The 20,116-nt window shown below is 56.6% G+C and carries 18 protein-coding genes; 4 read left to right on the top strand and 14 right to left on the bottom strand.

What is annotated here, in order from left to right:
* Positions 1-3 precede the first annotated feature (3 nt).
* Both apaG and apaH read left to right on the top strand, forming a co-directional pair.
* On the top strand, positions 4-381 hold the full coding sequence (gene apaG, locus NG99_RS21835) for a Co2+/Mg2+ efflux protein ApaG (protein ID WP_034897711.1): 378 nt from the start codon (positions 4-6) through the stop codon (positions 379-381).
* A 17-nt stretch (positions 382-398) separates the two neighbouring features.
* Positions 399-1,229 carry a bis(5'-nucleosyl)-tetraphosphatase (symmetrical) ApaH gene (gene apaH / locus NG99_RS21840; RefSeq protein WP_034897713.1) on the top strand — a complete coding sequence of 277 codons (831 nt, stop codon included), beginning with the start codon at positions 399-401 and terminating at the stop codon, positions 1,227-1,229.
* A gap of 29 nt (positions 1,230-1,258) precedes the next feature.
* Here the strand turns inward: apaH and folA are convergent, their stop codons facing one another.
* Positions 1,259-1,738: a type 3 dihydrofolate reductase gene (folA, locus tag NG99_RS21845; protein WP_034897916.1), complete on the bottom strand. Its 480-nt coding sequence runs from the start codon at positions 1,736-1,738 to the stop codon at positions 1,259-1,261.
* Positions 1,739-1,929: 191 nt separating this feature from the next.
* On the opposite strand from folA, the gene NG99_RS21850 reads away from it, so the two are divergent.
* Complete coding sequence (locus tag NG99_RS21850; protein WP_034897715.1) at positions 1,930-2,544, top strand: LysE family transporter; 615 nt, start codon at positions 1,930-1,932, stop codon at positions 2,542-2,544.
* A gap of 54 nt (positions 2,545-2,598) precedes the next feature.
* Here the strand turns inward: NG99_RS21850 and NG99_RS21855 are convergent, their stop codons facing one another.
* The 11 genes from NG99_RS21855 to ribF form a co-directional block, all read right to left on the bottom strand.
* On the bottom strand, positions 2,599-3,342 hold the full coding sequence (locus tag NG99_RS21855; RefSeq protein ID WP_034897717.1) for an acid phosphatase: 744 nt from the start codon (positions 3,340-3,342) through the stop codon (positions 2,599-2,601).
* Between the two features lie 176 nt (positions 3,343-3,518).
* Complete coding sequence (locus NG99_RS21860) at positions 3,519-4,619, bottom strand: MFS transporter (RefSeq protein WP_198138821.1); 1,101 nt, start codon at positions 4,617-4,619, stop codon at positions 3,519-3,521.
* A gap of 35 nt (positions 4,620-4,654) precedes the next feature.
* Complete coding sequence (locus NG99_RS21865; protein WP_034897721.1) at positions 4,655-5,182, bottom strand: TetR/AcrR family transcriptional regulator; 528 nt, start codon at positions 5,180-5,182, stop codon at positions 4,655-4,657.
* A gap of 187 nt (positions 5,183-5,369) precedes the next feature.
* Positions 5,370-8,594 (bottom strand): carbamoyl-phosphate synthase large subunit, encoded by a 3,225-nt coding sequence (gene carB, locus NG99_RS21870; protein ID WP_034897723.1) that lies wholly within the window; start codon positions 8,592-8,594, stop codon positions 5,370-5,372.
* Between the two features lie 14 nt (positions 8,595-8,608).
* Positions 8,609-9,754 (bottom strand): glutamine-hydrolyzing carbamoyl-phosphate synthase small subunit, encoded by a 1,146-nt coding sequence (gene carA / locus NG99_RS21875; RefSeq protein WP_072017644.1) that lies wholly within the window; start codon positions 9,752-9,754, stop codon positions 8,609-8,611.
* Between the two features lie 467 nt (positions 9,755-10,221).
* Positions 10,222-11,043 carry a 4-hydroxy-tetrahydrodipicolinate reductase gene (gene dapB / locus NG99_RS21880; protein WP_034897729.1) on the bottom strand — a complete coding sequence of 274 codons (822 nt, stop codon included), beginning with the start codon at positions 11,041-11,043 and terminating at the stop codon, positions 10,222-10,224.
* 308 nt (positions 11,044-11,351) lie between these two features.
* Entirely contained in the window at positions 11,352-12,305 is a 954-nt protein-coding gene (ispH, locus tag NG99_RS21885; RefSeq protein ID WP_034897733.1) for a 4-hydroxy-3-methylbut-2-enyl diphosphate reductase, read from the bottom strand.
* Positions 12,286-12,756, bottom strand: a complete 471-nt coding sequence (gene fkpB, locus NG99_RS21890; protein ID WP_034897736.1) for an FKBP-type peptidyl-prolyl cis-trans isomerase — start codon at positions 12,754-12,756, stop codon at positions 12,286-12,288. The genes ispH and fkpB overlap by 20 nt, the downstream gene beginning before the upstream one ends.
* A 9-nt stretch (positions 12,757-12,765) precedes the next feature.
* Positions 12,766-13,266, bottom strand: coding sequence for a signal peptidase II (lspA, locus tag NG99_RS21895; RefSeq protein WP_198138822.1), 501 nt, complete (start codon positions 13,264-13,266; stop codon positions 12,766-12,768).
* A complete protein-coding gene (ileS, locus tag NG99_RS21900) occupies positions 13,266-16,082 on the bottom strand; it encodes an isoleucine--tRNA ligase (RefSeq protein WP_034897739.1) in 2,817 nt (938 codons plus the stop codon). The genes lspA and ileS overlap by 1 nt, the downstream gene beginning before the upstream one ends.
* A 30-nt stretch (positions 16,083-16,112) precedes the next feature.
* The gene (gene ribF / locus NG99_RS21905) at positions 16,113-17,051 is read right to left on the bottom strand and encodes a bifunctional riboflavin kinase/FAD synthetase (protein ID WP_034897741.1); all 939 of its coding nucleotides are present in this window, start codon (positions 17,049-17,051) and stop codon (positions 16,113-16,115) included.
* Positions 17,052-17,366: 315 nt separating this feature from the next.
* Here ribF and rpsT point away from each other — a divergent pair, with 315 nt between their 5' ends.
* Positions 17,367-17,630, top strand: coding sequence for a 30S ribosomal protein S20 (gene rpsT, locus NG99_RS21910; protein ID WP_034897742.1), 264 nt, complete (start codon positions 17,367-17,369; stop codon positions 17,628-17,630).
* A gap of 64 nt (positions 17,631-17,694) precedes the next feature.
* Here the strand turns inward: rpsT and nhaR are convergent, their stop codons facing one another.
* Positions 17,695-18,582, bottom strand: coding sequence for a transcriptional activator NhaR (gene nhaR, locus NG99_RS21915; RefSeq protein WP_034897745.1), 888 nt, complete (start codon positions 18,580-18,582; stop codon positions 17,695-17,697).
* A 29-nt stretch (positions 18,583-18,611) separates the two neighbouring features.
* On the bottom strand, positions 18,612-19,772 hold the full coding sequence (gene nhaA / locus NG99_RS21920) for a Na+/H+ antiporter NhaA (protein ID WP_034897747.1): 1,161 nt from the start codon (positions 19,770-19,772) through the stop codon (positions 18,612-18,614).
* Positions 19,773-20,116 lie beyond the last annotated feature (344 nt).

The following is a 20,116-nucleotide window of genomic DNA, read 5'->3' on the forward strand; positions in this document are numbered from 1 at the left end:
GCGATGATCAATACGCCCCGTGTTTGTGTCCACGTACAGAGTGCTTATGTTCCCTCGCAGTCTGTCCCTGAAGAAGAACGCTACGTTTTTGCTTATACCGTCACAATACGCAATCTGGGGCGTAGCGCCGTGCAGCTGCGGGGCCGCTACTGGCTGATCACCAACGGAAACGGCCGCGAAACGGAAGTTCAGGGCGAAGGCGTGATCGGCGAACAGCCGCACATTGAGCCCGGTAGCGAGTTTCAGTACACCAGCGGCGCCGTTCTCGAAACCCCGATGGGCACCATGCAGGGACATTATGAGATGTTCGACAAGGAAGGGGGAACCTTTCTTGTCGATATTCCGGTGTTCAGGCTGGCCGTTCCCAGCCATATCCATTAATTGATCTGAAAGGTTTAATGAGCACTTATCTGATCGGCGATGTCCACGGTTGCTATGACGAACTTATCTCCCTGCTGGATCAGGTCGCCTTCGATCCGACGCAGGATACACTATGGCTGACAGGCGATCTGGTCGCACGAGGTCCCGCCTCGCTGGAGGTACTGCGTTACGTCCGCTCGCTCGGCGATTCCGTGCGCCTGGTGCTGGGCAACCACGATTTGCACCTGCTTGCCGTGTTTGCCGGGATCGCCCGCAACAAACCGAAAGATCGCCTGACGCCATTGCTGGAAGCGGACGATGCGGACGAGCTGATTAACTGGCTTCGCCGCCAGCCTTTGCTCCAGGTTGATGAAGAGAAAAAGCTGGTGATGGCCCACGCCGGGATCACGCCACAGTGGGATATTGAGACGGCAAAAATCTGCGCTCGCGAGGTGGAGGCCGTGCTGTCCAGCGATACCTACCCGCTTTTTCTTGATGCCATGTACGGCGATATGCCAAACAACTGGACGCCAGAGCTTAGCGGGCTGGCTCGCCTGCGGTTCAGCACCAATGCCCTGACGCGTATGCGCTTCTGCTTTGCTAACGGTCAGCTGGACATGATCAGTAAAGAGTCGCCAGAATCTGCGCCGCCGCCGCTGAAACCGTGGTTCGCGATCCCCGGTCCCGTCGCGCGTGATTACACCATCGTGTTTGGTCACTGGGCTTCGCTGGAAGGAAAAGGCACGCCGGAGGGGATTATCGGGCTGGATACCGGCTGCTGCTGGGGCGGGCCGCTAACCCTGCTGCGCTGGGAAGATAAGGCCTGGTTCATACAGCCTTCAAACCGCTCTCGGGCGATGGAAGCGTAAAACAGAAAAGGGCCTGAGGCCCTTTTTTATTAGCGACGCTCCAGGATTTCGAAGCAGTAGCTGTGGGTATTTTTGTCGTCCGCATCATGGAACTCGCTAAAGCTGGAGCGCCACTCTTCCGGCTCGAAATCCGGGAAGGTGGTATCACCAACCACTTCAGCATCAATATGCGTCAGATACAGACGATCGGCACGCGGCAACAGCTGCTCATAAATGCGGCCGCCGCCGATGACCATCACCTCTTCAACATCGCCAGCCGCCTTCAGCGCCTCGTCAATCGAACTGACCCAGGTTGCGCCTTCAGCCTCAGCGGCCTGGCTACTGATCACAATATTCAGCCTGCCGGGCAGAGGACGTCCAATGGACTCCCAGGTACGACGACCCATAATGACGGGTTTATTCAGCGTCTGGCGTTTGAACCAGGCCAGATCGGCCGGCAGGTGCCACGGCATGGCATTGTCCATCCCAATAACGCGGTCGGCCGCCAGGGCGGCAATCAGGCTTATCATCTTAGCAAACTCAGTAAGGTATAAAATTGGCGCCATCATACGGAAAGGTGAAACTTTCGTCGATACCCCCACCGGGTGATTTGCGTAAAGGTTCTTAAGGTTATCGTTTGCGTTGCATTTGCTCTGGCTAAGGGTCAATAAACGCGGTGAACGTGCTAAAATCCTGCCCTCATTTGCTACAGGATGCCATCATGTTAGAAACCAGCCTGATCATCGCCACGATTGCGGCTCTGGGCATGCTCTCGCCCGGCCCCGACTTCTTCCTGATTATCAAGAATGCCGCACGCTATCCGCGCAGCGCGGCAATGTTTACCGCGCTGGGGGTTAACTGTGCCGTGGCGACCCATATGGCCTACTGCGTGGCGGGCCTGGCGGTAGTGATTACCACCACGCCCTGGCTATTTATGCTGTTGAAATATGTCGGTGCGGCGTATCTGATCTACATCGGCGTTCAGGCGCTGCTGTCACGCGGCGGGGGCAAAATGGATCTCAGCAACGTGGTCGCTGAAACAACCTCGCTGAAAAAGGCGTTCCTGCAGGGCTACCTCTGCAATCTGCTGAACCCGAAAGCTACGCTCTTTTTTCTGTCGATGTTTACCCAGGTGCTAAACGTTCACTCAGGGCTGGGCGAGAAAATCTGGTACGCCGGGATCATTCTGACGCTCTCCTCAATCTGGTGGCCGCTGCTGGTTATCATCATTCAAAGCGCGCCGGTGCGTCGTGGCCTGGCGAAGGCGCAAAAGCTGATCGACAAACTGCTGGGCGGCGTGCTGATTGCCCTCGGTATTAAGGTCGCGCTGTCGTGATAACGTGCTGACCGGCCCCCGGTAATTCAGGGAGCCGGTCAGGCAGAGGGGAAATTAAGAAGGGGTTTTATTCAGGCTGGCATACTCTGCTTTGGCTTTGCGCAGCTGTTCCGCAAACGCGGGGTCAGCGTGCAGGCGAGCCACCACCGCAGAAGCAACGATGCGCGCAGCCGTCACATCGCTCTGCCAGTGATAGCCGCATATCACCCGGCTCTGCCCCATCTCGTAGCCACGCTTCAGGATCTCGCCTTCCCTTGCGGTATTGACCTCCGCCAGCACCAGCGCAGTGGCCCAACCGATGGTGGTGTGTCCTGAAGGGTAAGAGCCATTTTTAGACAGCGTGCTCTCTTCATCCGAGCGACAGGTTGGTTCGTTGTAGAAGGCAAAAGGCCTGACGCGCATGTAATGCTCTTTTGCCGAACGGGTAGCTAAATCGCCCGCATCCTCACGCATTTTCATCACCAGCCGGTAAATCTCCGGCGTCTTGTCTTTGGTAATCGCCACGCCAAACGCTTCGGAGAAGGCCTCGGCCACGCCGTCACCCGCAACGTGGGCATCTTTCCACGCCTGCTTGCCCCGCGGGGTATTTCTCAGCATCTTCCCGACGTCATACTGAGCCTTGTCGTTGAGGAAATCGATACTGTCCATGGCTGGCGGAGGCGGCAGCAGCTTCAGGCTGTCGACAACCTGTGATTCTTTCAGGAAATAGGCATCAGGATTAGTGGTGACATCTTTAGCGGCAAACGCCGTCTGTAATGAGGCGGCGCAGATCAGTGTGGCTAACAATATTTTTTTCATGCGAGGTCCCTGGTATTGTGGCTGGGCATCGATGCCCTGAATGGAGGTCGTAAAAAGAGGTAAAGCGCTGGAAGGATAAGGGAAAGAGTCAAAAGAGACTTTTATCAATTTCACAAAAATGACATTTTTATGACAACCGCTAATAGCCAGTTTGTCCGGCTGGCTCGCCGGTCAACTCAGCAGGGCTTGAAACGGGTGCTGCCTGCGCGCAGCAGGCCCGCCGGGAGGGTTAGCAGGGCAAAGGCGATGACGGTGCCCTCCATTGTAAGCCTGCCGGCAAGAAAGCCGAAGAGTGGGGCACCGACGGTCTGACCCATCGCGATGGTAAGAAAACCGATCGTCAACCCTGTCGCGGGCCGCTCAGGCTGCGCTGAAATCCCCCACACCAGGTATACCCCCGTGAGCATGATGTAGGCCGCGCCAAACAGTGCTCCGCCGCCCAGCGTCAGGGCAGGCATATTGCTGCTCGTGCCGACCAGCAGAATACCGGCAGCCAAAGCGCCGAGGAACACCCGATGTACAAGATCGATCCCCAAACGCGCGGTTAGCATCCCGGCTCCGGCACCTGCAATACCAGCCGTGCCGATAACGACCCAGAGAAGGCTCGCGCCTGCGCTGCGCCATCCCAGCTGAAGCGAAACAAGCTGGCTGCCAAACGACCACAGCGAGGTACTGGACGCGCCCATCAGAAAAGCGGCAAGGATCAGACGCCCTAGCACACCATTGAACGCAGGTAATCCGCCAACGGATTTCTCCCGTGGCCCCGTTTGCTTCGGTACAGTGAATGCCGCCAGGAGCGCCACCGCAAAAGCCACAGCCGCAAAGATTGCAAAGCCCACGCGCCACTGGCTGCCCATCATCAGCGCCACTGGGCCGGAAAGCACCACGCCAGCGCTTGTCCCGGCATTGATAAATGTATTGGTCGCATCCTGCCGATCGTGGCGGACAATTGCCGCCACGGCTGCCGCCATCGGCGGTGACGCCAGCCCGGTGCTCAACCCTGCCAGCAGCACCGAAGCGGCAAGCCAGGCGGTCGAAGGTGCCCAGGCGATGCCTGCCATCCCCGTAGCCGCGATGACCGCTGCGCCCACGGCAACCGCACGAGCGCCGAAACGCTCAGTTAAATACGCGGCGGCGATAATGGCGATGCAATAGCCCAGAAATGATCCACCGGAGATCGCCCCGGCCAGGTCCGAAGACAAGGAAAGCTCGGCATCAATGCGCGGCAGAAAAAGTCCGAACGCGAAGCGGGCGAAGCCATAACAGACGGCGATCAAGCCGAAGCCAGTGGCCCCAAGGCAGGCACCGGGACTCAAGACCGCGCTCGCGCCATCAGCAATGCCGCCACGCTCCGCGCGGTAGCGACTGCCTCAACGCCGCGATAGACGGCTGCCGCTGTCGCTCCCTCAATCAGGATGAGAATCTGTTCAGCCAACTCATCGCCGCCTTTGTCGCCCAGCTCCGAGCGGACAGCAAGCCGAACCTTCTCGCTTAGCTGTATCTTGTGGGCGAGCACCACCGCAGAAATCTCCGCTATTTCGCCACCGGTCTCCCCCTGAGCGCGCAGAAGCAGGCACCCTCTGGCGCCCTCTTCCCGAATCCAGCGTTCCAGTGCCTCAAAGAGCGCGTCAATCGTGCTTTCGCTCAGCAGCAGCAGGAACCTCTGACCGCGCTGGGTTAGCACCGCGGCGATGAGCGCCGTTTTGCTGCCCGCGTGTTTGTACAAAGTCCGGCTGGACATGCTGGCGGCCTGAGCCAACCGATCCATTCCGGTCGCGGTAAAACCGTGCCTGTCGAAAAGCTGCTCGGCCACTGCAATAAGTTTGTGGTCTGTATTCATTGACTCAGTGTAAAACGATCGTTTTACATCGTCAATGATCAAGTGAAAAAGGCACGTCAGGCCGGGACATGGCGGCGAGGTCCTGCCCAGTTTTTCTTTCCTCAAGGCGCGCATCGGCGCAGTACAGGACTGGCGTCATCAAAAAAAAATCCCCGCCTGAGCGAGGATTTTTTCATATCGGACCTTATTAGCCGTTAATCTGCGCGTGCATTTCCTGCACGGAGATCACCTGCTCGGTTGGGTCTGCGCTCAGGGAGTTCGCGGTAGCGAAGCCGCCGTTCAGCGTGGTGTCGTAGTGCACCTTATATTGCAGCGCGCTGCGGCGGATCAGCTTGGAATCCTCAATCGCCTGGCGTCCTGCGGTGGTGTTAACGATGTAAGCATACTCACCGTTTTTCAGGCGGTCCTGGATGTGAGGACGACCTTCATGCACCTTATTGACCAGGCGAGGGTTAATCCCCGCTTCGCCCAGCACCACCGCCGTGCCGTGCGTTGCATCCAGCTCAAAGCCCAGCTTCTGCAGCTTGGCGGCCAGGTCAACGATGCGCTTTTTGTCGCCTTCGCGAACGGACAGCAGCGCACGGCCGGATTTCTTCATATTGCTCTGCGCGCCGAGCATCGCCTTGGAGAAGGCTTCGGCAAAGGTCCGACCTACACCCATCACTTCACCGGTTGAACGCATTTCAGGGCCGAGGATAGGGTCAACGCCCTGGAACTTGTTAAACGGCAGCACCACTTCTTTAACCGAGTAGTAAGGCGGGATAATTTCTTCGGTCACGCCCTGCTCTGCCAGCGATTTGCCTGCCATGACGCGGGCCGCGACTTTAGCCAGCGGCAGACCGGTGGCTTTAGAAACAAAGGGGACGGTACGAGCCGCGCGAGGGTTCACCTCAATCAGATAAACCTCGTTATCCTTCACCGCGAACTGCACGTTCATCAGGCCGCGAACGCAGAGTTCGAAGGCCAGCTTCTCCACCTGCCGACGCATCACGTCCTGGATCTCTTTGCTCAGCGTGTAAGCTGGCAGGGAGCAGGCCGAGTCGCCGGAGTGCACGCCAGCCTGTTCGATATGTTCCATGATGCCGCCAATCAGCACCCGCTCGCCGTCGCAAATCGCGTCAACGTCCACCTCAACCGCATCATCCAGGAAACGGTCCAGCAGCACTGGCGCATCGTTTGAAACGGACACCGCATTCTGGAAGTAACGCTTCAGGTCGATTTCGTCATACACGATTTCCATCGCGCGGCCGCCCAGCACGTAGGAAGGACGCACCACCAGCGGGTAGCCAATCTCGATGGCTTTTTCAACGGCCTGCTCGATAGCGGTTACCGTGGCGTTAGCTGGCTGCTTCAGGCCAAGGCGATCGACAGCCTGCTGGAAACGCTCGCGGTCTTCTGCACGGTCAATAGAGTCCGGGCTGGTACCGATAACCGGCACGCCTGCGGCATCCAGTGCGCGAGCCAGCTTCAGCGGCGTCTGGCCGCCGTACTGAACGATCACCCCTTTCGGCTTCTCAATACGCACGATTTCCAGCACGTCTTCCAGCGTCACCGGCTCGAAGTACAGACGGTCAGAGGTGTCATAGTCGGTAGAAACGGTTTCAGGGTTACAGTTGACCATAATGGTTTCGTAACCGTCTTCACGCAGCGCCAGCGACGCGTGCACGCAGCAGTAGTCAAACTCAATGCCCTGACCGATACGGTTCGGACCGCCGCCCAGCACCATGATTTTCTCACGGTCGCGGTTGGGATTAGCTTCGCACTCTTCTTCATAAGTTGAGTACATGTAAGCCGTGTCGGTCGAGAACTCAGCGGCACAGGTGTCCACGCGCTTATAAACCGGGTGCAGATTATACTGCTCGCGCAGCTTACGGACTTCAGATTCAGACACGCCAGCCAGCGCTGAGAGGCGCGCATCGGCAAAGCCTTTACGCTTCAGCGTGCGCAGGAAGTCAGCCGTCAGGCCGTTAACGCCGTCGCGGGCAACCTGTTCTTCCAGCTGAACCAGCTCTTCAATCTGCACCAGGAACCAGCGATCGACGTTGGTCAGGCTGAACACGTCTTCTACGCTCATGCCGACACGGAAGGCATCGGCGATGTACCAGATACGGTCTGAACCCGCATCCTTCAGCTCACGGCGGATTAAGGTGATGGCTTCCGGGTCGTGGCGGTCGACTTTCGGGTCGAAACCACTAGCGCCCACTTCCAGGCCGCGCAGCGCTTTCTGCATCGATTCCTGTAGAGTGCGGCCAATCGCCATCACCTCGCCCACCGACTTCATCTGCGTCGTCAGGCGGTCGTTAGCGCCAGCAAATTTCTCAAAGTTGAAGCGCGGGATTTTGGTCACAACGTAGTCGATAGAGGGTTCGAACGAGGCCGGAGTCAACCCGCCGGTAATATCGTTCATCAGTTCATCCAGCGTATAGCCCACGGCCAGCTTGGCGGCGATTTTAGCAATCGGGAAGCCGGTGGCTTTGGAGGCCAGCGCAGAAGAACGGGAGACGCGCGGGTTCATTTCGATGATGATCAGACGACCATTTTCAGGGTTAACCGAGAACTGGACGTTAGATCCCCCGGTTTCCACGCCGATTTCACGCAGCACCGCCATCGAGGCGTTACGCATGATCTGGTACTCTTTATCAGTCAGCGTCTGAGCTGGCGCGACGGTAATGGAGTCGCCGGTATGGATGCCCATCGCATCGAAGTTTTCAATTGAGCAAACGATAATGCAGTTGTCGTTCTTATCACGCACCACTTCCATCTCGTACTCTTTCCAGCCAATCAGCGACTCATCGATCAGCAGCTCATTGGTAGGGGACAAATCCAGCCCACGTTCGCAGATTTCTTCAAACTCTTCGCGGTTATAGGCAATGCCGCCGCCGGTGCCGCCCATGGTGAATGAAGGGCGGATGATGCAGGGGAAGCCAACGTCAGCGGCAACCGCCAGCGCTTCTTCCATGGTGTGGGCAATGCCGGAACGCGCGGTTTCCAGACCAATTTTTTTCATCGCCACGTCGAAACGGCGGCGGTCTTCCGCCTTATCAATCGCGTCGGCGGTGGCGCCGATCATGGTCACGCCGAATTCAGCCAGCACGCCCTGACGTTCCAGCTCCAGCGCGCAGTTCAGCGCGGTCTGGCCGCCCATGGTTGGCAGCACCGCATCCGGGCGCTCTTTCTCAATAATTTTGCGCACCACTTCCCAATGGATCGGTTCGATGTAGGTCGCATCGGCCATGTCCGGGTCGGTCATGATGGTCGCGGGGTTGGAGTTAACCAGCACCACGCGGTAGCCCTCTTCACGCAGGGCTTTACAGGCCTGGGCGCCAGAGTAGTCGAATTCGCAGGCCTGGCCGATAACGATCGGGCCAGCGCCAAGGATCAGGATACTTTTTATGTCGGTACGTTTTGGCATTGTCTCGCTCCTGATTATTTTGCGGTTGAACGGTAAGCTTCGATCAGTTCGATAAAGTGATCGAACAGCGGCGCGGCGTCATGCGGGCCCGGGCTGGCTTCAGGGTGGCCCTGGAAGCTGAACGCCGCTTTATCGGTGCGGTGAATTCCCTGCACCGTGTGGTCAAACAGCGAGGTATGCGTCACCCGCAGGTTGGCCGGCAAGTTGCCGTCATCTACCGCAAAACCGTGGTTCTGCGCGGTAATCATCACGGTATTGTTATCGAGGTCTTTCACCGGATGGTTGCCACCGTGGTGGCCCAGCTTCATTTTAACGGTCCCTGCACCGCTGGCCAGCGCCAGCAGCTGGTGTCCCAGGCAGATGCCGAACACCGGGATATCGGTTTCCAGCAGCGTTTTGATTGCCGAGATCGCGTAATCACAGGGTTCCGGGTCGCCCGGCCCGTTAGACAGGAAGATGCCGTCCGGGCTAAGCTTCAGCACCTCTGCTGCCGGGGTTTGCGCAGGAACGACCGTCAGGCGGCAGCCGCGGTCAACCAGCATCCGCAGGATATTGCGCTTAGCGCCGTAGTCGTAAGCCACTACGTGGAACGGCAGTTCGGCCTCTTCTTTCGCTTCCGGCAGGCCGTCCAGCGTCCAGCTCCCCTGCTGCCAGCGGTAGGTTTCACCGGTGGTCACTTCTTTCGCCAAATCCATCCCTTTCAGGCCAGGGAAGGCTTTAGCCTGCTGTAAAGCCAGCTGCGCATCAGGCGACTCGCTGGCAATAATGCAGCCGTTCTGGGCCCCTTTTTCGCGCAGCAGACGGGTCAGCTTACGCGTATCGATATCGGCAATAGCGACAACATTGTGACGCTTCAGGTAGTCGGACAGCCCTTCTTCATTACGGAAGTTGCTGGCAATCAGCGGCAGGTCGCGAATAACCAGCCCCTGAGCGTGTACCTGGGAGGATTCTTCATCAGCGGAGTTGGTGCCGACATTGCCGATATGGGGATAAGTGAGAGTAACGATTTGGCGGGAATAGGAAGGGTCAGTGAGGATTTCTTGATAACCGGTCATTGAAGTATTGAAAACAACTTCCCCCACTGCCGATCCTGTTGCCCCGATGGCCCGACCGTGGAATTGGGTTCCGTCTTCGAGAACCAATAGCGCTGACTTAATCAAAACATCCTCCTGAGAATAAACAGTCACATTATTTGCATATTAATTCATTACCAAGGCATAAATCAATGCAAAAACCGCCTGAATTCTCGATTTTTGGCAAATTGCGCGCATTCTAATGATCGCTCACCCGGTTGTCTACCCCGAAGGTGAGTTTTTCATGGTTTTTTACTCAACTGGTGAGTAAATCGGAAGATTCCCCCTGAAAAGCACAGACATCCCGGGAATAAAACCGCTCAAATGAACAGATGTGCATAGCAAAGGAAAAAAGGGGGGAGAAAAGTGGACCAAATGGTCAAAATTAACATCTGACGCGAAAAAAAACGATGATAACAGCCAACAACAGAGCCTTAGATGAAAAAAACCAATAAAATCGATAATTCTACAAAAATAAAAAGGGCAATAAAATTATTGCCCTTCCAATCAGAACATTATGATTGAAATAACCACATCACGATGGTGCACAACACTTATAAATCGTCTAAATTCAGCACGCTTCTCATATCATAAAAACCTGCTTTACGAGAACTTAACCATTCAGCCGCACGAACGGCGCCTTTTGCAAAGGTCATGCGGCTGGAAGCCTTGTGGGTAATCTCTACACGCTCGCCAATATCTGCAAACATTGCGGTATGCTCACCCACAATATCGCCAGCGCGAACGGTAGCAAAACCGATAGTTTGCGCCTTGCGCTCGCCGGTATGGCCTTCCCGGGCATAGACCGCGTGCTCATTTAAGTCCCAATCCATTGCATCAGCAATCGCTTCGCCCATTGCCAGCGCGGTCCCTGACGGCGCATCTACTTTATGCCGATGGTGAGCCTCGACGATTTCGATATCGGCATACTCTCCCATCACTTTGGCAGCCTTCTCCAGCAGCTTGAGAACCAGGTTGACGCCCACGCTAAAATTCGCCGCAAACACGATGCTAATGTCCCGTGCCGCTTCGTCGATCGCCGCTTTGGCGGCGTCATCCAAACCTGTGGTGCCGATTACCATCGCCTTCTGGTGCGCGCGGCAAAAATCCAGATAAGCCAGCGTGCCTTCCGGGCGGGTAAAATCGATCAGCACGTCGAAATCGTTCACCACGGCTGCCAGGCTATCGCTGACCTTAACGCCCAGCGGCCCCGTACCAGCCAGCTCTCCGGCGTCAACGCCTACCAGCGAAGATCCTTCACGCACCAGCGCGGCCCCTAAGCACGCGCCTTCCGCCTCATGGGCTGCCTGAATTAACTGACGCCCCATGCGTCCTGAGGCGCCCACAACGGCAAGGCGGATTTGTGCAGTGTTCATAATGACTCCCTGTGTAAAGTCTGTAGCGGCGAAGCGCACACAGGTTAACCATGCGTTAACCCCTGCGCCACAATAAAAACATCATAATAAGAATTTTATGCCAGGCGCGGCGGATTATCAGTAAAACAAATTTTGTCAGGTTTTTGATCGGAGGAATGGAGGGGCTGAAGTCAACGTAGCCGGGGCGGTGAGGCAGGAGTTCCACGCAATAATTTCAGCAAGACTGATGAGCGTTATGCACACACAGGCTCAAACCTGAGCGGTTTTACCTGCGTGTCCATATAGCAAGACAACGGTACGGGTAGCGGTTATTCGACCTGGCGGATATCGACGCGCAGCTCTTTCGGCACTTCGAAGACGATATTTTCTTCCCGACCGATCAGCTCAATCGCCACTTCACCACCAAATTCGCGCAGGCGCTGGATCACTTCCTGCACCAACACATCCGGTGCGGAAGCCCCGGCGGTAACGCCAACGCAGCTGACGCCTTTAATCCACTCTTCCTGGATATCATCCGCCGAGTCGATCAGTCGCGCCAGTTTCCCCGCGCGCTGAGCCAGCTCGGCCAGCCGGTTGGAGTTGGAGGAGTTACGCGACCCCACCACCAGCACCACATCGGCATCTTTTGCCAGCGTGCGCACCGCTTCCTGCCGGTTAGTCGTCGCATAGCAAATGTCATCTTTACGCGGCCCGACTATCTTTGGAAAACGGGCGCGCAGCGCGTCAATCACTTCGTAAGTATCGTCCACCGAAAGCGTTGTCTGGGTCATAAAGCACAGGTTGTTTTCATCCTTAACCTGTAATTTATACACATCCTCTGGTGCCTCGACGAGATACATTCCGCCTTTAGGGCTGTTGTACTGCCCCATGGTGCCTTCCACTTCCGGGTGCCCGGCATGGCCAATCAAAATGGCTTCGGTGCCTTTACGACTGGCCCGCGCCACCTCCATATGCACTTTTGTCACCAGCGGACAGGTGGCGTCAAACAGCATGGTCAGATCGCGCGCTTTGGCTTCGGCCCTTACGGCCTGGGAAACGCCGTGCGCGGAGAAGATCAGGATCGAGCCATCCGGCACTTCGCCAATATCTTCAATAAAGATCGCGCCGCGCTCGCGCAGGCTGTTAACGACGTAGCGGTTATGCACCACTTCATGGCGTACGTAGATCGGCGCGCCGTACATCTCCAGCGCGCGCTCCACGATACTGATGGCGCGATCGACGCCAGCACAAAAACCGCGGGGGTTAGCCAACAGGATTTGCATTTGTCGCCTCCAGTAACGGATCGATTTCCAGCACTTCAACCTCAAAGTGGATGGTCTGCCCAGCCAGCGGATGATTGAAATCAACGGTGATCGAATCGCCGGAAATTTCGCGGATCACGCCGGGCATTTCGTTACCATCCATGCCGCTGAACAGCATGATAGCGCCGATCTCAGGCTCGCCTGCCTGAGTAAAATCACGGCGGGAGAAGTACTGAATCAAATCGGGGCTGCTCTGGCCGAAAGCGTCGTCCGCGCTCAGCGAAAAGGCTTTCTTCGCGCCGACTTCCAGCCCCAGCAGCTGTGACTCCAGCGCGTCAGACAGGCTGCCGTCTCCCAGGCTAAAGAGCGCGGGTTTACCGTTGTTGCGCGTGGATTCTGCCGTTGAGCCGTCTTCCAGCTTCAAGGTGAAATGCACCAGCACCGCGCTCTCGCGCTGTACAGAATCAGTCATGCCCTGCCCTTAATTTTTAGCCTGTTTGCCGGACGGGCTAAAGAAGCCCTCCAGCACGATCAGTGCGGCGCCAATGCAGATGCCGCAGTCGGCGACGTTGAAGGTGGCAAAATGCCAGTCGCCCACGTAGAAGTCGATAAAGTCGACCACAAAGCCGTGATACGCGCGGTCAAACAGGTTACCCAGCGCGCCGCCGATAATCAGCGCGTAGGCAATGTTGTTTAACTTATTACTGGCGGCGGTGCGATACATCATCACCAGCAGCGCCACCACAATCGCCACGGCTATGCCAGCAAAGAACCAGCGCTGCCAGCCGCCTTTATCGGCGAGGAAGCTGAACGCCGCCCCGTAGTTGTGCGCATAGAAAAAGTTGAAAAATGGCATCACCGACATCGACTCATGCAGCATCAGCGTGTCCATGATCCACTGCTTGCTGGCAAAGTCGATGGCGATCACTACCAGCACCAGCCAGACCCAGCGTAAACCGGTCGAGAAGATTGGCTTACTCATCAGGCGAACTTACGCTGTTCGCCAGCGCCGGCAATGTTTGTCACACAGCGCCCGCACACTTCCGGATGCTCCGCACTCTGACCAATGTCGCTAGTGTAATGCCAGCAGCGCGGACATTTCTCGCCTTCTGCTTTATGCAGGGCGATTTTCAGACCTTTTACCAGTTCGCTCTGCTGCGCTTCTTCGGTAGCCAGCGCATAGTCAGCCACCTGCGCGCCGGAGGTGAGCAGCACAAAGCGAAGTTCGTCGCCCAGACTGTTCAGCTGCTGCGCCAGCTCTGCGTCGGCATACAGCGTTACCGTAGCTTCCAGCGAGCCGCCTACGCGTTTATCCGCGCGCGCCTGCTCAATCACCTTGTTGACTTCGCCGCGCACTTTCAGCAGCTCAGCCCAGAAGCTGTCGTTCATCGACTCATTGTCCGCCAGGCCAAACAGCCCGTCATACCACTCCTCGGTGAACACATACTTCTCGCGCTTGCCCGGCAGTTCACCCCAGATTTCATCAGCGGTAAACGACATGATCGGCGCCATCCAGCGAACCAGCGCCTCGGCGATGTAATACAGCGCCGTCTGGCAGCTGCGGCGCGCCAGGCCATCCGCTTTCGCGGTGTACTGACGGTCCTTAATGATGTCCAGATAGAACGAGCCCATCTCAATCGAGCAGAACTGCATCAGGCGCTGGACCACCTCGTGGAAGTCATAGCTGGCGTAGGAAGCAATGATGGCATCCTGAGCGGCTTTAGCGCGACCCACCGCCCAGCGGTCCAGCACCACCATCTCTTCCGGCTTGACGCTGTCGGTTTCAGGGTTGAAGCCGTTCAGGTTTGCCAGCAGGAAGCGCGCGGTGTTACGGATACGACGATAAGAGTCGGCGGAGCGTTTGAGGATCTCGTCCGACACGGCCATTTCGCCGGAGTAATCGGTAGACGCCACCCACAGACGCAGGATGTCGCCACCCAGCTTGTTCATTACCTCCTGAGGGGAGACCGTATTACCAATAGATTTCGACATTTTGCGACCCTGACCATCGACGGTGAAACCGTGCGTCAGGACCTGGCGGTAAGGCGCTTTGCCTTTCATCGCCGTCGAAATCATCAGGGAAGACATAAACCAGCCGCGGTGCTGATCCGATCCTTCCAGATACATATCTGGCGCGTGGCCGTCGAATTCAGGGCGGGCATCCACAACCGAATAGCTGGTTGACCCGGAGTCGAACCAGACGTCCAGGGTATCAGGCACTTTGACATAGTTATCCGCATCCGCGCCCATCAGTTCTCTGGCGTCAAGATCCCACCAGGCCTGGATGCCATCCTGCTCAACGCGCTGGGCCACTTTCTCCATCAGCTCAAGGGTATCCGGGTGCAGCTGCTCGGTGTCTTTATGCACGAACAGCGCCATCGGCACGCCCCAGGTACGCTGGCGAGAGATACACCAGTCCGGGCGATTAGCCACCATCGATTCGATACGCGCCTGGCCCCAGTCAGGGATCCACTGCACGCCTTTGATCTCGCTCAAGGACTGCGCACGCAGGCCTTTATGATCCATGCTGATAAACCACTGCGGCGTCGCGCGGAAGATGATCGGCGTTTTGTGACGCCAGCAGTGCGGGTAGCTGTGCAGCAGTTTTTCGACGTGCAGCAGCGCGCCTTTTTCACGCAGCAGCTCAACGATAACGTCGTTGGCTTTAAAGACGTTCATGCCATCCAGCCCTGGATAAGTGCCCGGCAGGAAGCTGCCGTCTGGCCCCACTGGGTTAGCGGTTTCGATACCGTATTTCTGACCGATAACGAAGTCGTCAGGGCCGTGACCAGGCGCGGTATGCACTGCGCCCGTACCGGCATCAAGGGTGACGTGATCGCCCAGCACCACGGGAGAGGTGTGGTTCAGGAACGGATGCTGGAACGGCTGTAGCTCAAGATCGGCGCCTTTCGCCTCGCCCAGCACCTGCCATTCAGCAATCCCGGCGCGCTTCATCACGCTTTCGACCAGATCCTTCGCCAGGATCAGCGCGCGACCGTCGATTTGCACCAGCTGGTACTCAAATTCCGGGTGCAGAGAGATAGCGCGGTTGGCCGGCATGGTCCACGGCGTGGTAGTCCAGATCACCAGCGCAATCGGGCCGTCTACATGATGAGCGGCAAACTTGGTCTGCACGGCTTCCTTGTTGACGGCATTGAACATCACGTCGATAGACGGGGAGGTTTTGTCGTAGTACTCGACTTCCGCCTCGGCCAGTGCGGAGCGGCAGTCCATACACCAGTGCACCGGCTTAGCGCCCTTGTGCAGGTGGCCGTTGCCGATAATTTTACCGAGCGCGCGAATGATGTTGGCTTCGGTTTTAAAGTTCATGGTCAGGTAGGGACGATCCCAGTCGCCCAGCACGCCCAGACGGATAAAGTCCTGCTTCTGGCCTTCCACCTGCTCCGCCGCGTATTTGCGACAGGCGGCGCGGAATTCCGCCGCGGTGACTTTTTCGCCCGGCTTGCCGATCATCTGCTCGACCTTATGCTCGATAGGCAGACCGTGGCAGTCCCAGCCCGGCACATAAGGCGAGTCGTAGCCCGCCATGCCTTTGGACTTGACGATAATGTCTTTCAGAATCTTATTAACCGAGTGACCAATATGAATGCTGCCGTTCGCATAGGGAGGGCCGTCATGCAGGATAAAGGTTTTTTTCCCTTTTTTGGCTGCGCGGATGATGCCGTAGAGATTGTCATCATACCAACGTTGCAGCATTCCCGGTTCGCGTTTGGCCAGATCGCCACGCATCGGGAACCCCGTTTCCGGCAAATTCAGGGTAGATTTATAGTCACTCATCAGATTCTCGATTCCGTATTTCGGTTCGGTTTAAACCGGTGTTTTCAGCCCAAAAAAGGTTCGGGCGCTCACCACATCTTTAGCAATTTGCTCTTTGAGCGCGTCCAGCGAAGCAAAACGCTGCTCATTACGTATTTTGTCACGAAGCACCACTTCTATATGGCGTCCGTACAGATTCATTGCAACGTCCAGCAGGTGAACTTCCAGCTGCTGGCGCATACCGGCGACCGTCGGACGCGTGCCGATGTTGGCTACGCCGGGGAGCGGTCTGTCGCCCAACCCGAGCACTTCAACGGCATACACGCCCTTCACCGGAGAAACATAGCGTCTCAGCGGTAAATTCGCGGTAGGAAAGCCCAGAGTTCGGCCCAGTGCATCACCGTGCACCACCCGGCCTGAAATGCTGAAGGGATGTCCAAGAAGTGAGGCCGCCAGCGGCAAATTATCGTCTGCCAACGCCTGACGGACTGACGTACTGCTGATGCGTTTACCCGCATCGCAGAAGCTCTGGGTGGCGATCACGTCAAAGCCATACTCGACGCCCGCATTCTGTAATAACAGGAAATCCCCCTGGCGACCAGCGCCAAAACGGAAGTCGTCGCCCACCGCCAGGAACTTCACGCCCAGCTTATTGACCAGCAAATCGGCCACAAAGCTTTGTGCGGTCAGCGCGGCGAAGCGGCGGTCAAAGCGCACGCACAGCACCGCATCCACCCCGGCTTCGCTAAGGTAGCGCACTTTGTCGCGCAGGCGCGTCAGCCTGACCGGCGCCTTATCCCCCGCAAACAGCTCAATCGGCTGCGGTTCAAAAATCATCACCACCACCGGCAGATTGCGCTGGCGTCCTTCTTCACACAGTCGGGCCAACAGTGCCTGATGGCCGCGGTGCACGCCATCGAAATTACCGATGGTCAGTACGCAGCCGCGATGCTGCTCCCTAAGGTTATAAATGCCGCGGATAAACTTCATGGCTGGCTCAAATTTGTGGAAATCGGCGGATTATACCAAGTACCGCCAGGAAGGTTAACCCGCGAATGCGGCTTTCCCCAGTTTATCGCGGCATTTTCTGCGGCAAACCGCCTCTGAGCGCGGCATTCGCATTTATCTTGTGAATAAGCTGTATTCGTAGGGATGAAGCTGATAGAATCTTGCGCCATCGAAACGTAACCAGGTGTCGTTTTTTTAGCGGCGCTTATTTGCACAAATCCATTGACAACCATGGGCGAAAGAGGCATATTCCTCGGCCTTTGAATTGTCCTCATAGAACTATTTGGGAGTTGGACCTTGGCTAATATCAAATCAGCTAAGAAACGCGCAGTAACGTCTGAGAAGCGTCGTAAGCACAACGCTAGCCGTCGTTCAATGTTGCGTACTTTTATCAAGAAAGTGTACGTTGCTATCGCCGCTGGCGACAAAGCTGCTGCGCAGAATGCATTTAACGATATGCAACCAATTGTGGACCGTCAGGCAGCTAAAGGCCTGATCCACAAAAACAAAGCGGCACGTCATAAAGCAAATCTGACTGCACAGATCAACAAACTGGCTTAATCGCCACGCTGTTAATCCGCTTTGATGAAGAAACCGGCTATGCCGGTTTTTTTATGCCTGCGATTCAGGAAAACTGCGCGCTAAAGTCCCTGCCGCAGATCCGCTTCACCGCTGGATGCTGGATCATGCGCTCGGCAAAAATTACGTGATACTCCTCAACCGCGCTTTCAACCCTGCCCAGCTCGACAATGTCTTTTTGCTGGAAATGCTCTTCGGCGTAGCATGAAGGCGCCACAAAAATCGCCTGATGACTCTCGCCAAACGCCTTCATCAGCGCGGCATCATCGAACTCGCCAAGAATGTCCACTTTCAGTCCCAGGGTTTGAAACCAGTTAAGCAGCTTGCGACCAAGCATCGAACGGCGGCTTGGGATCAGCAGCTTTCGCTGTTCAAGGCAGGCGGGAAACGGTAAATCCGGTAACGGCGTCTGGCACCAGAAGCTGATGGCCGACTCACCCAACTTGACGGAAAACAGTCCCTCCTGCTGAGTGGAATCTATCGGGCAGTCAGAGAGGATCATGTCCAGCTTATGCTGGCTGAGCTGCTCAAGCAGCATCTCATGCGTGGATTCAAAGCAGCGCAGGTGGATTTTATCTTCCCCGACCACCGCGGTTTGCAGCACGAGGCTGACCAGCCGCTTGGAAAGCACGTCCGCGACGCCAACGTCGAACAGCAGGCTGGCCTCTTTGCGGTAGTTGACGATATCCAGCATCTCCTGGCTGAGCTGGAACATGCGATCCGCGTAGCGGAACACCAGTTGCCCAAGCTCAGAAGGCACCAGTCCTCTGCCCTGCCGCTTAAACAGCTTGCCCTGCAAACGATCCTCAAGCGCCTTGATCTGCCCGGTAATGGTCTGCGGCGTAAGATTGAGGGCCTCTGCCGCGCCAACCACCGAACCCGCCTTGCACACCTGCCAGAAGTAATAGAGGTGGTTATAGTTTATGTACGACATTTGCGCCTCCCCGGCAGTGGCTGAACCTGTTACCTGAGTTTGACCCGCAGCAGCGAATAGCCGACCACGGCTGACACAATCGAACCGGTCAGAATGCCCAGCTTCGCCAGCGTCACCATTTCTTCATGGGCGGCATCAAAGGCCAGCGAAGCAATGAATATCGACATGGTGAAACCAATGCCGCACAGCAGACCAATGGCGGAAATGTCCTGCATCCGCGTGCCATCAGGCAGCGCCGCAATCCGCAGTTTCACCGCCAGCCAGCAGATCAGCGTGATCCCCAGCGGCTTGCCGATAAACAGGCCCAGCACAATCCCCATCGGCACCGAGGAGAGCAGACCGTTGATCGACACGCCGGTTAACGAGACGCCCGCATTGGCAAAGGCAAACAGCGGCAGGATCAGCCAGCTTACCCACGGCGCGAGGCCGTGCGCCAGATGCACTGAAGGTGAGTGTCCATTCTCTTTCTTCAGCGGAACAAAGAAGCCGACAATCACCCCCGCGATGGTCGCGTGGATGCCGGATTTCAGCACCGCCACCCACAGAACCATTCCCACCAGCATATAGAGGGAGAGGCTGCGCACGCCCATCCGGTTAAGCAGCGCCAGCAGCACAACTGCCCCGCCAGCCACCGCCAGCGACGTCAGGGAGAGATCCTGAGTGTAGAAGAAAGCGATAATCAGGATCGCCCCAAGATCATCAATCACCGCCAGCGCCATCAGAAATATTTTCAGCGCTGGCGGCACGCGGCTGCCTAACAGCGCCAGTATCCCCAGGGCAAAAGCGATGTCCGTAGCCGTTGGGATCGCCCAGCCATGAATAGCCAGCGGATGCTGATGGTTGACGGCGGCATAGATCAGGCCCGGCGCCAGCATCCCGCCCAGGGCGGCAATCAGCGGAAACAGGGCGCGCTCACGCGTAGCCAGCGATCCAGAAACCAGCTCGTGCTTTACCTCAAGGCCAATCATCAGGAAGAACAGCGCCATCAGCGCATCGTTGATCCACAGCAGCAGGTTTTTACTGATATCCAGGCTGCCGAAGCGAAACTCAACCGGCATGGCGAGAATCGACTGGTAAGCCTGCTGGGTTCCGGCACTATTTGCCAGAATCATCGCTAACGCCGCCGCGATAATTAAAATCACCCCACCTGTAGCTTCATTTTTCAGTAATCGTTTTAGCGCCGAGCTCATCAGGCATTCCCTTAGCAGAGTGAGGAAGAAAAGAGCGGTAAGTATACGCGTTAAAATTACTCGCAAAAAACAGTTTATACCCGCTTTATAACTCGGAATTTCCGATTATATCAACTCTGTTCCTCACCCGCCGTCTCGTCTGGCGCGGTATTGTTGTCAAATACGCTAACTATTGTCTCCTGCTTGCTGTCACCCAACCGCCTGCACGGCAGCTCACTGGCGAAAACCACCCTGGAATACCCCGATTGTTGAGAATTGTTGCACAGTGATATCCATTTTGGCCGATTTATCTTCGCCGACAACGATGCGACTCTCGTGGATGAAAACCTGTCCTTTTTATCAGC

Origin of the sequence: Erwinia typographi, from assembly GCF_000773975.1 — a bacterium.
Classification (GTDB): Bacteria; Pseudomonadota; Gammaproteobacteria; order Enterobacterales; family Enterobacteriaceae; genus Erwinia; species Erwinia typographi.

Bases quoted from the DNA above. Each gene is read 5' to 3' on its own strand.
- folA (WP_034897916.1), bottom strand. From the start codon at position 1,738: ATGATAAGCCTGATTGCCGCCCTGGCGGCCGACCGCGTTATTGGGATG.
- NG99_RS21865 (WP_034897721.1), bottom strand. From the start codon at position 5,182: ATGAATACAGACCACAAACTTATTGCAGTGGCCGAGCAGCTTTTCGAC.
- NG99_RS21855 (WP_034897717.1), bottom strand. From the start codon at position 3,342: ATGAAAAAAATATTGTTAGCCACACTGATCTGCGCCGCCTCATTACAG.
- fkpB (WP_034897736.1), bottom strand. From the start codon at position 12,756: ATGACTGATTCTGTACAGCGCGAGAGCGCGGTGCTGGTGCATTTCACC.
- ribF (WP_034897741.1), bottom strand. From the start codon at position 17,051: ATGAAGTTTATCCGCGGCATTTATAACCTTAGGGAGCAGCATCGCGGC.
- apaG (WP_034897711.1), top strand. From the start codon at position 4: ATGATCAATACGCCCCGTGTTTGTGTCCACGTACAGAGTGCTTATGTT.
- dapB (WP_034897729.1), bottom strand. From the start codon at position 11,043: ATGAACACTGCACAAATCCGCCTTGCCGTTGTGGGCGCCTCAGGACGC.
- nhaR (WP_034897745.1), bottom strand. From the start codon at position 18,582: ATGTCGTACATAAACTATAACCACCTCTATTACTTCTGGCAGGTGTGC.
- apaH (WP_034897713.1), top strand. From the start codon at position 399: ATGAGCACTTATCTGATCGGCGATGTCCACGGTTGCTATGACGAACTT.
- ileS (WP_034897739.1), bottom strand. From the start codon at position 16,082: ATGAGTGACTATAAATCTACCCTGAATTTGCCGGAAACGGGGTTCCCG.
- nhaA (WP_034897747.1), bottom strand. From the start codon at position 19,772: ATGAGCTCGGCGCTAAAACGATTACTGAAAAATGAAGCTACAGGTGGG.
- carB (WP_034897723.1), bottom strand. From the start codon at position 8,594: ATGCCAAAACGTACCGACATAAAAAGTATCCTGATCCTTGGCGCTGGC.
- ispH (WP_034897733.1), bottom strand. From the start codon at position 12,305: ATGCAAATCCTGTTGGCTAACCCCCGCGGTTTTTGTGCTGGCGTCGAT.
- lspA (WP_198138822.1), bottom strand. From the start codon at position 13,266: ATGAGTAAGCCAATCTTCTCGACCGGTTTACGCTGGGTCTGGCTGGTG.
- NG99_RS21850 (WP_034897715.1), top strand. From the start codon at position 1,930: ATGTTAGAAACCAGCCTGATCATCGCCACGATTGCGGCTCTGGGCATG.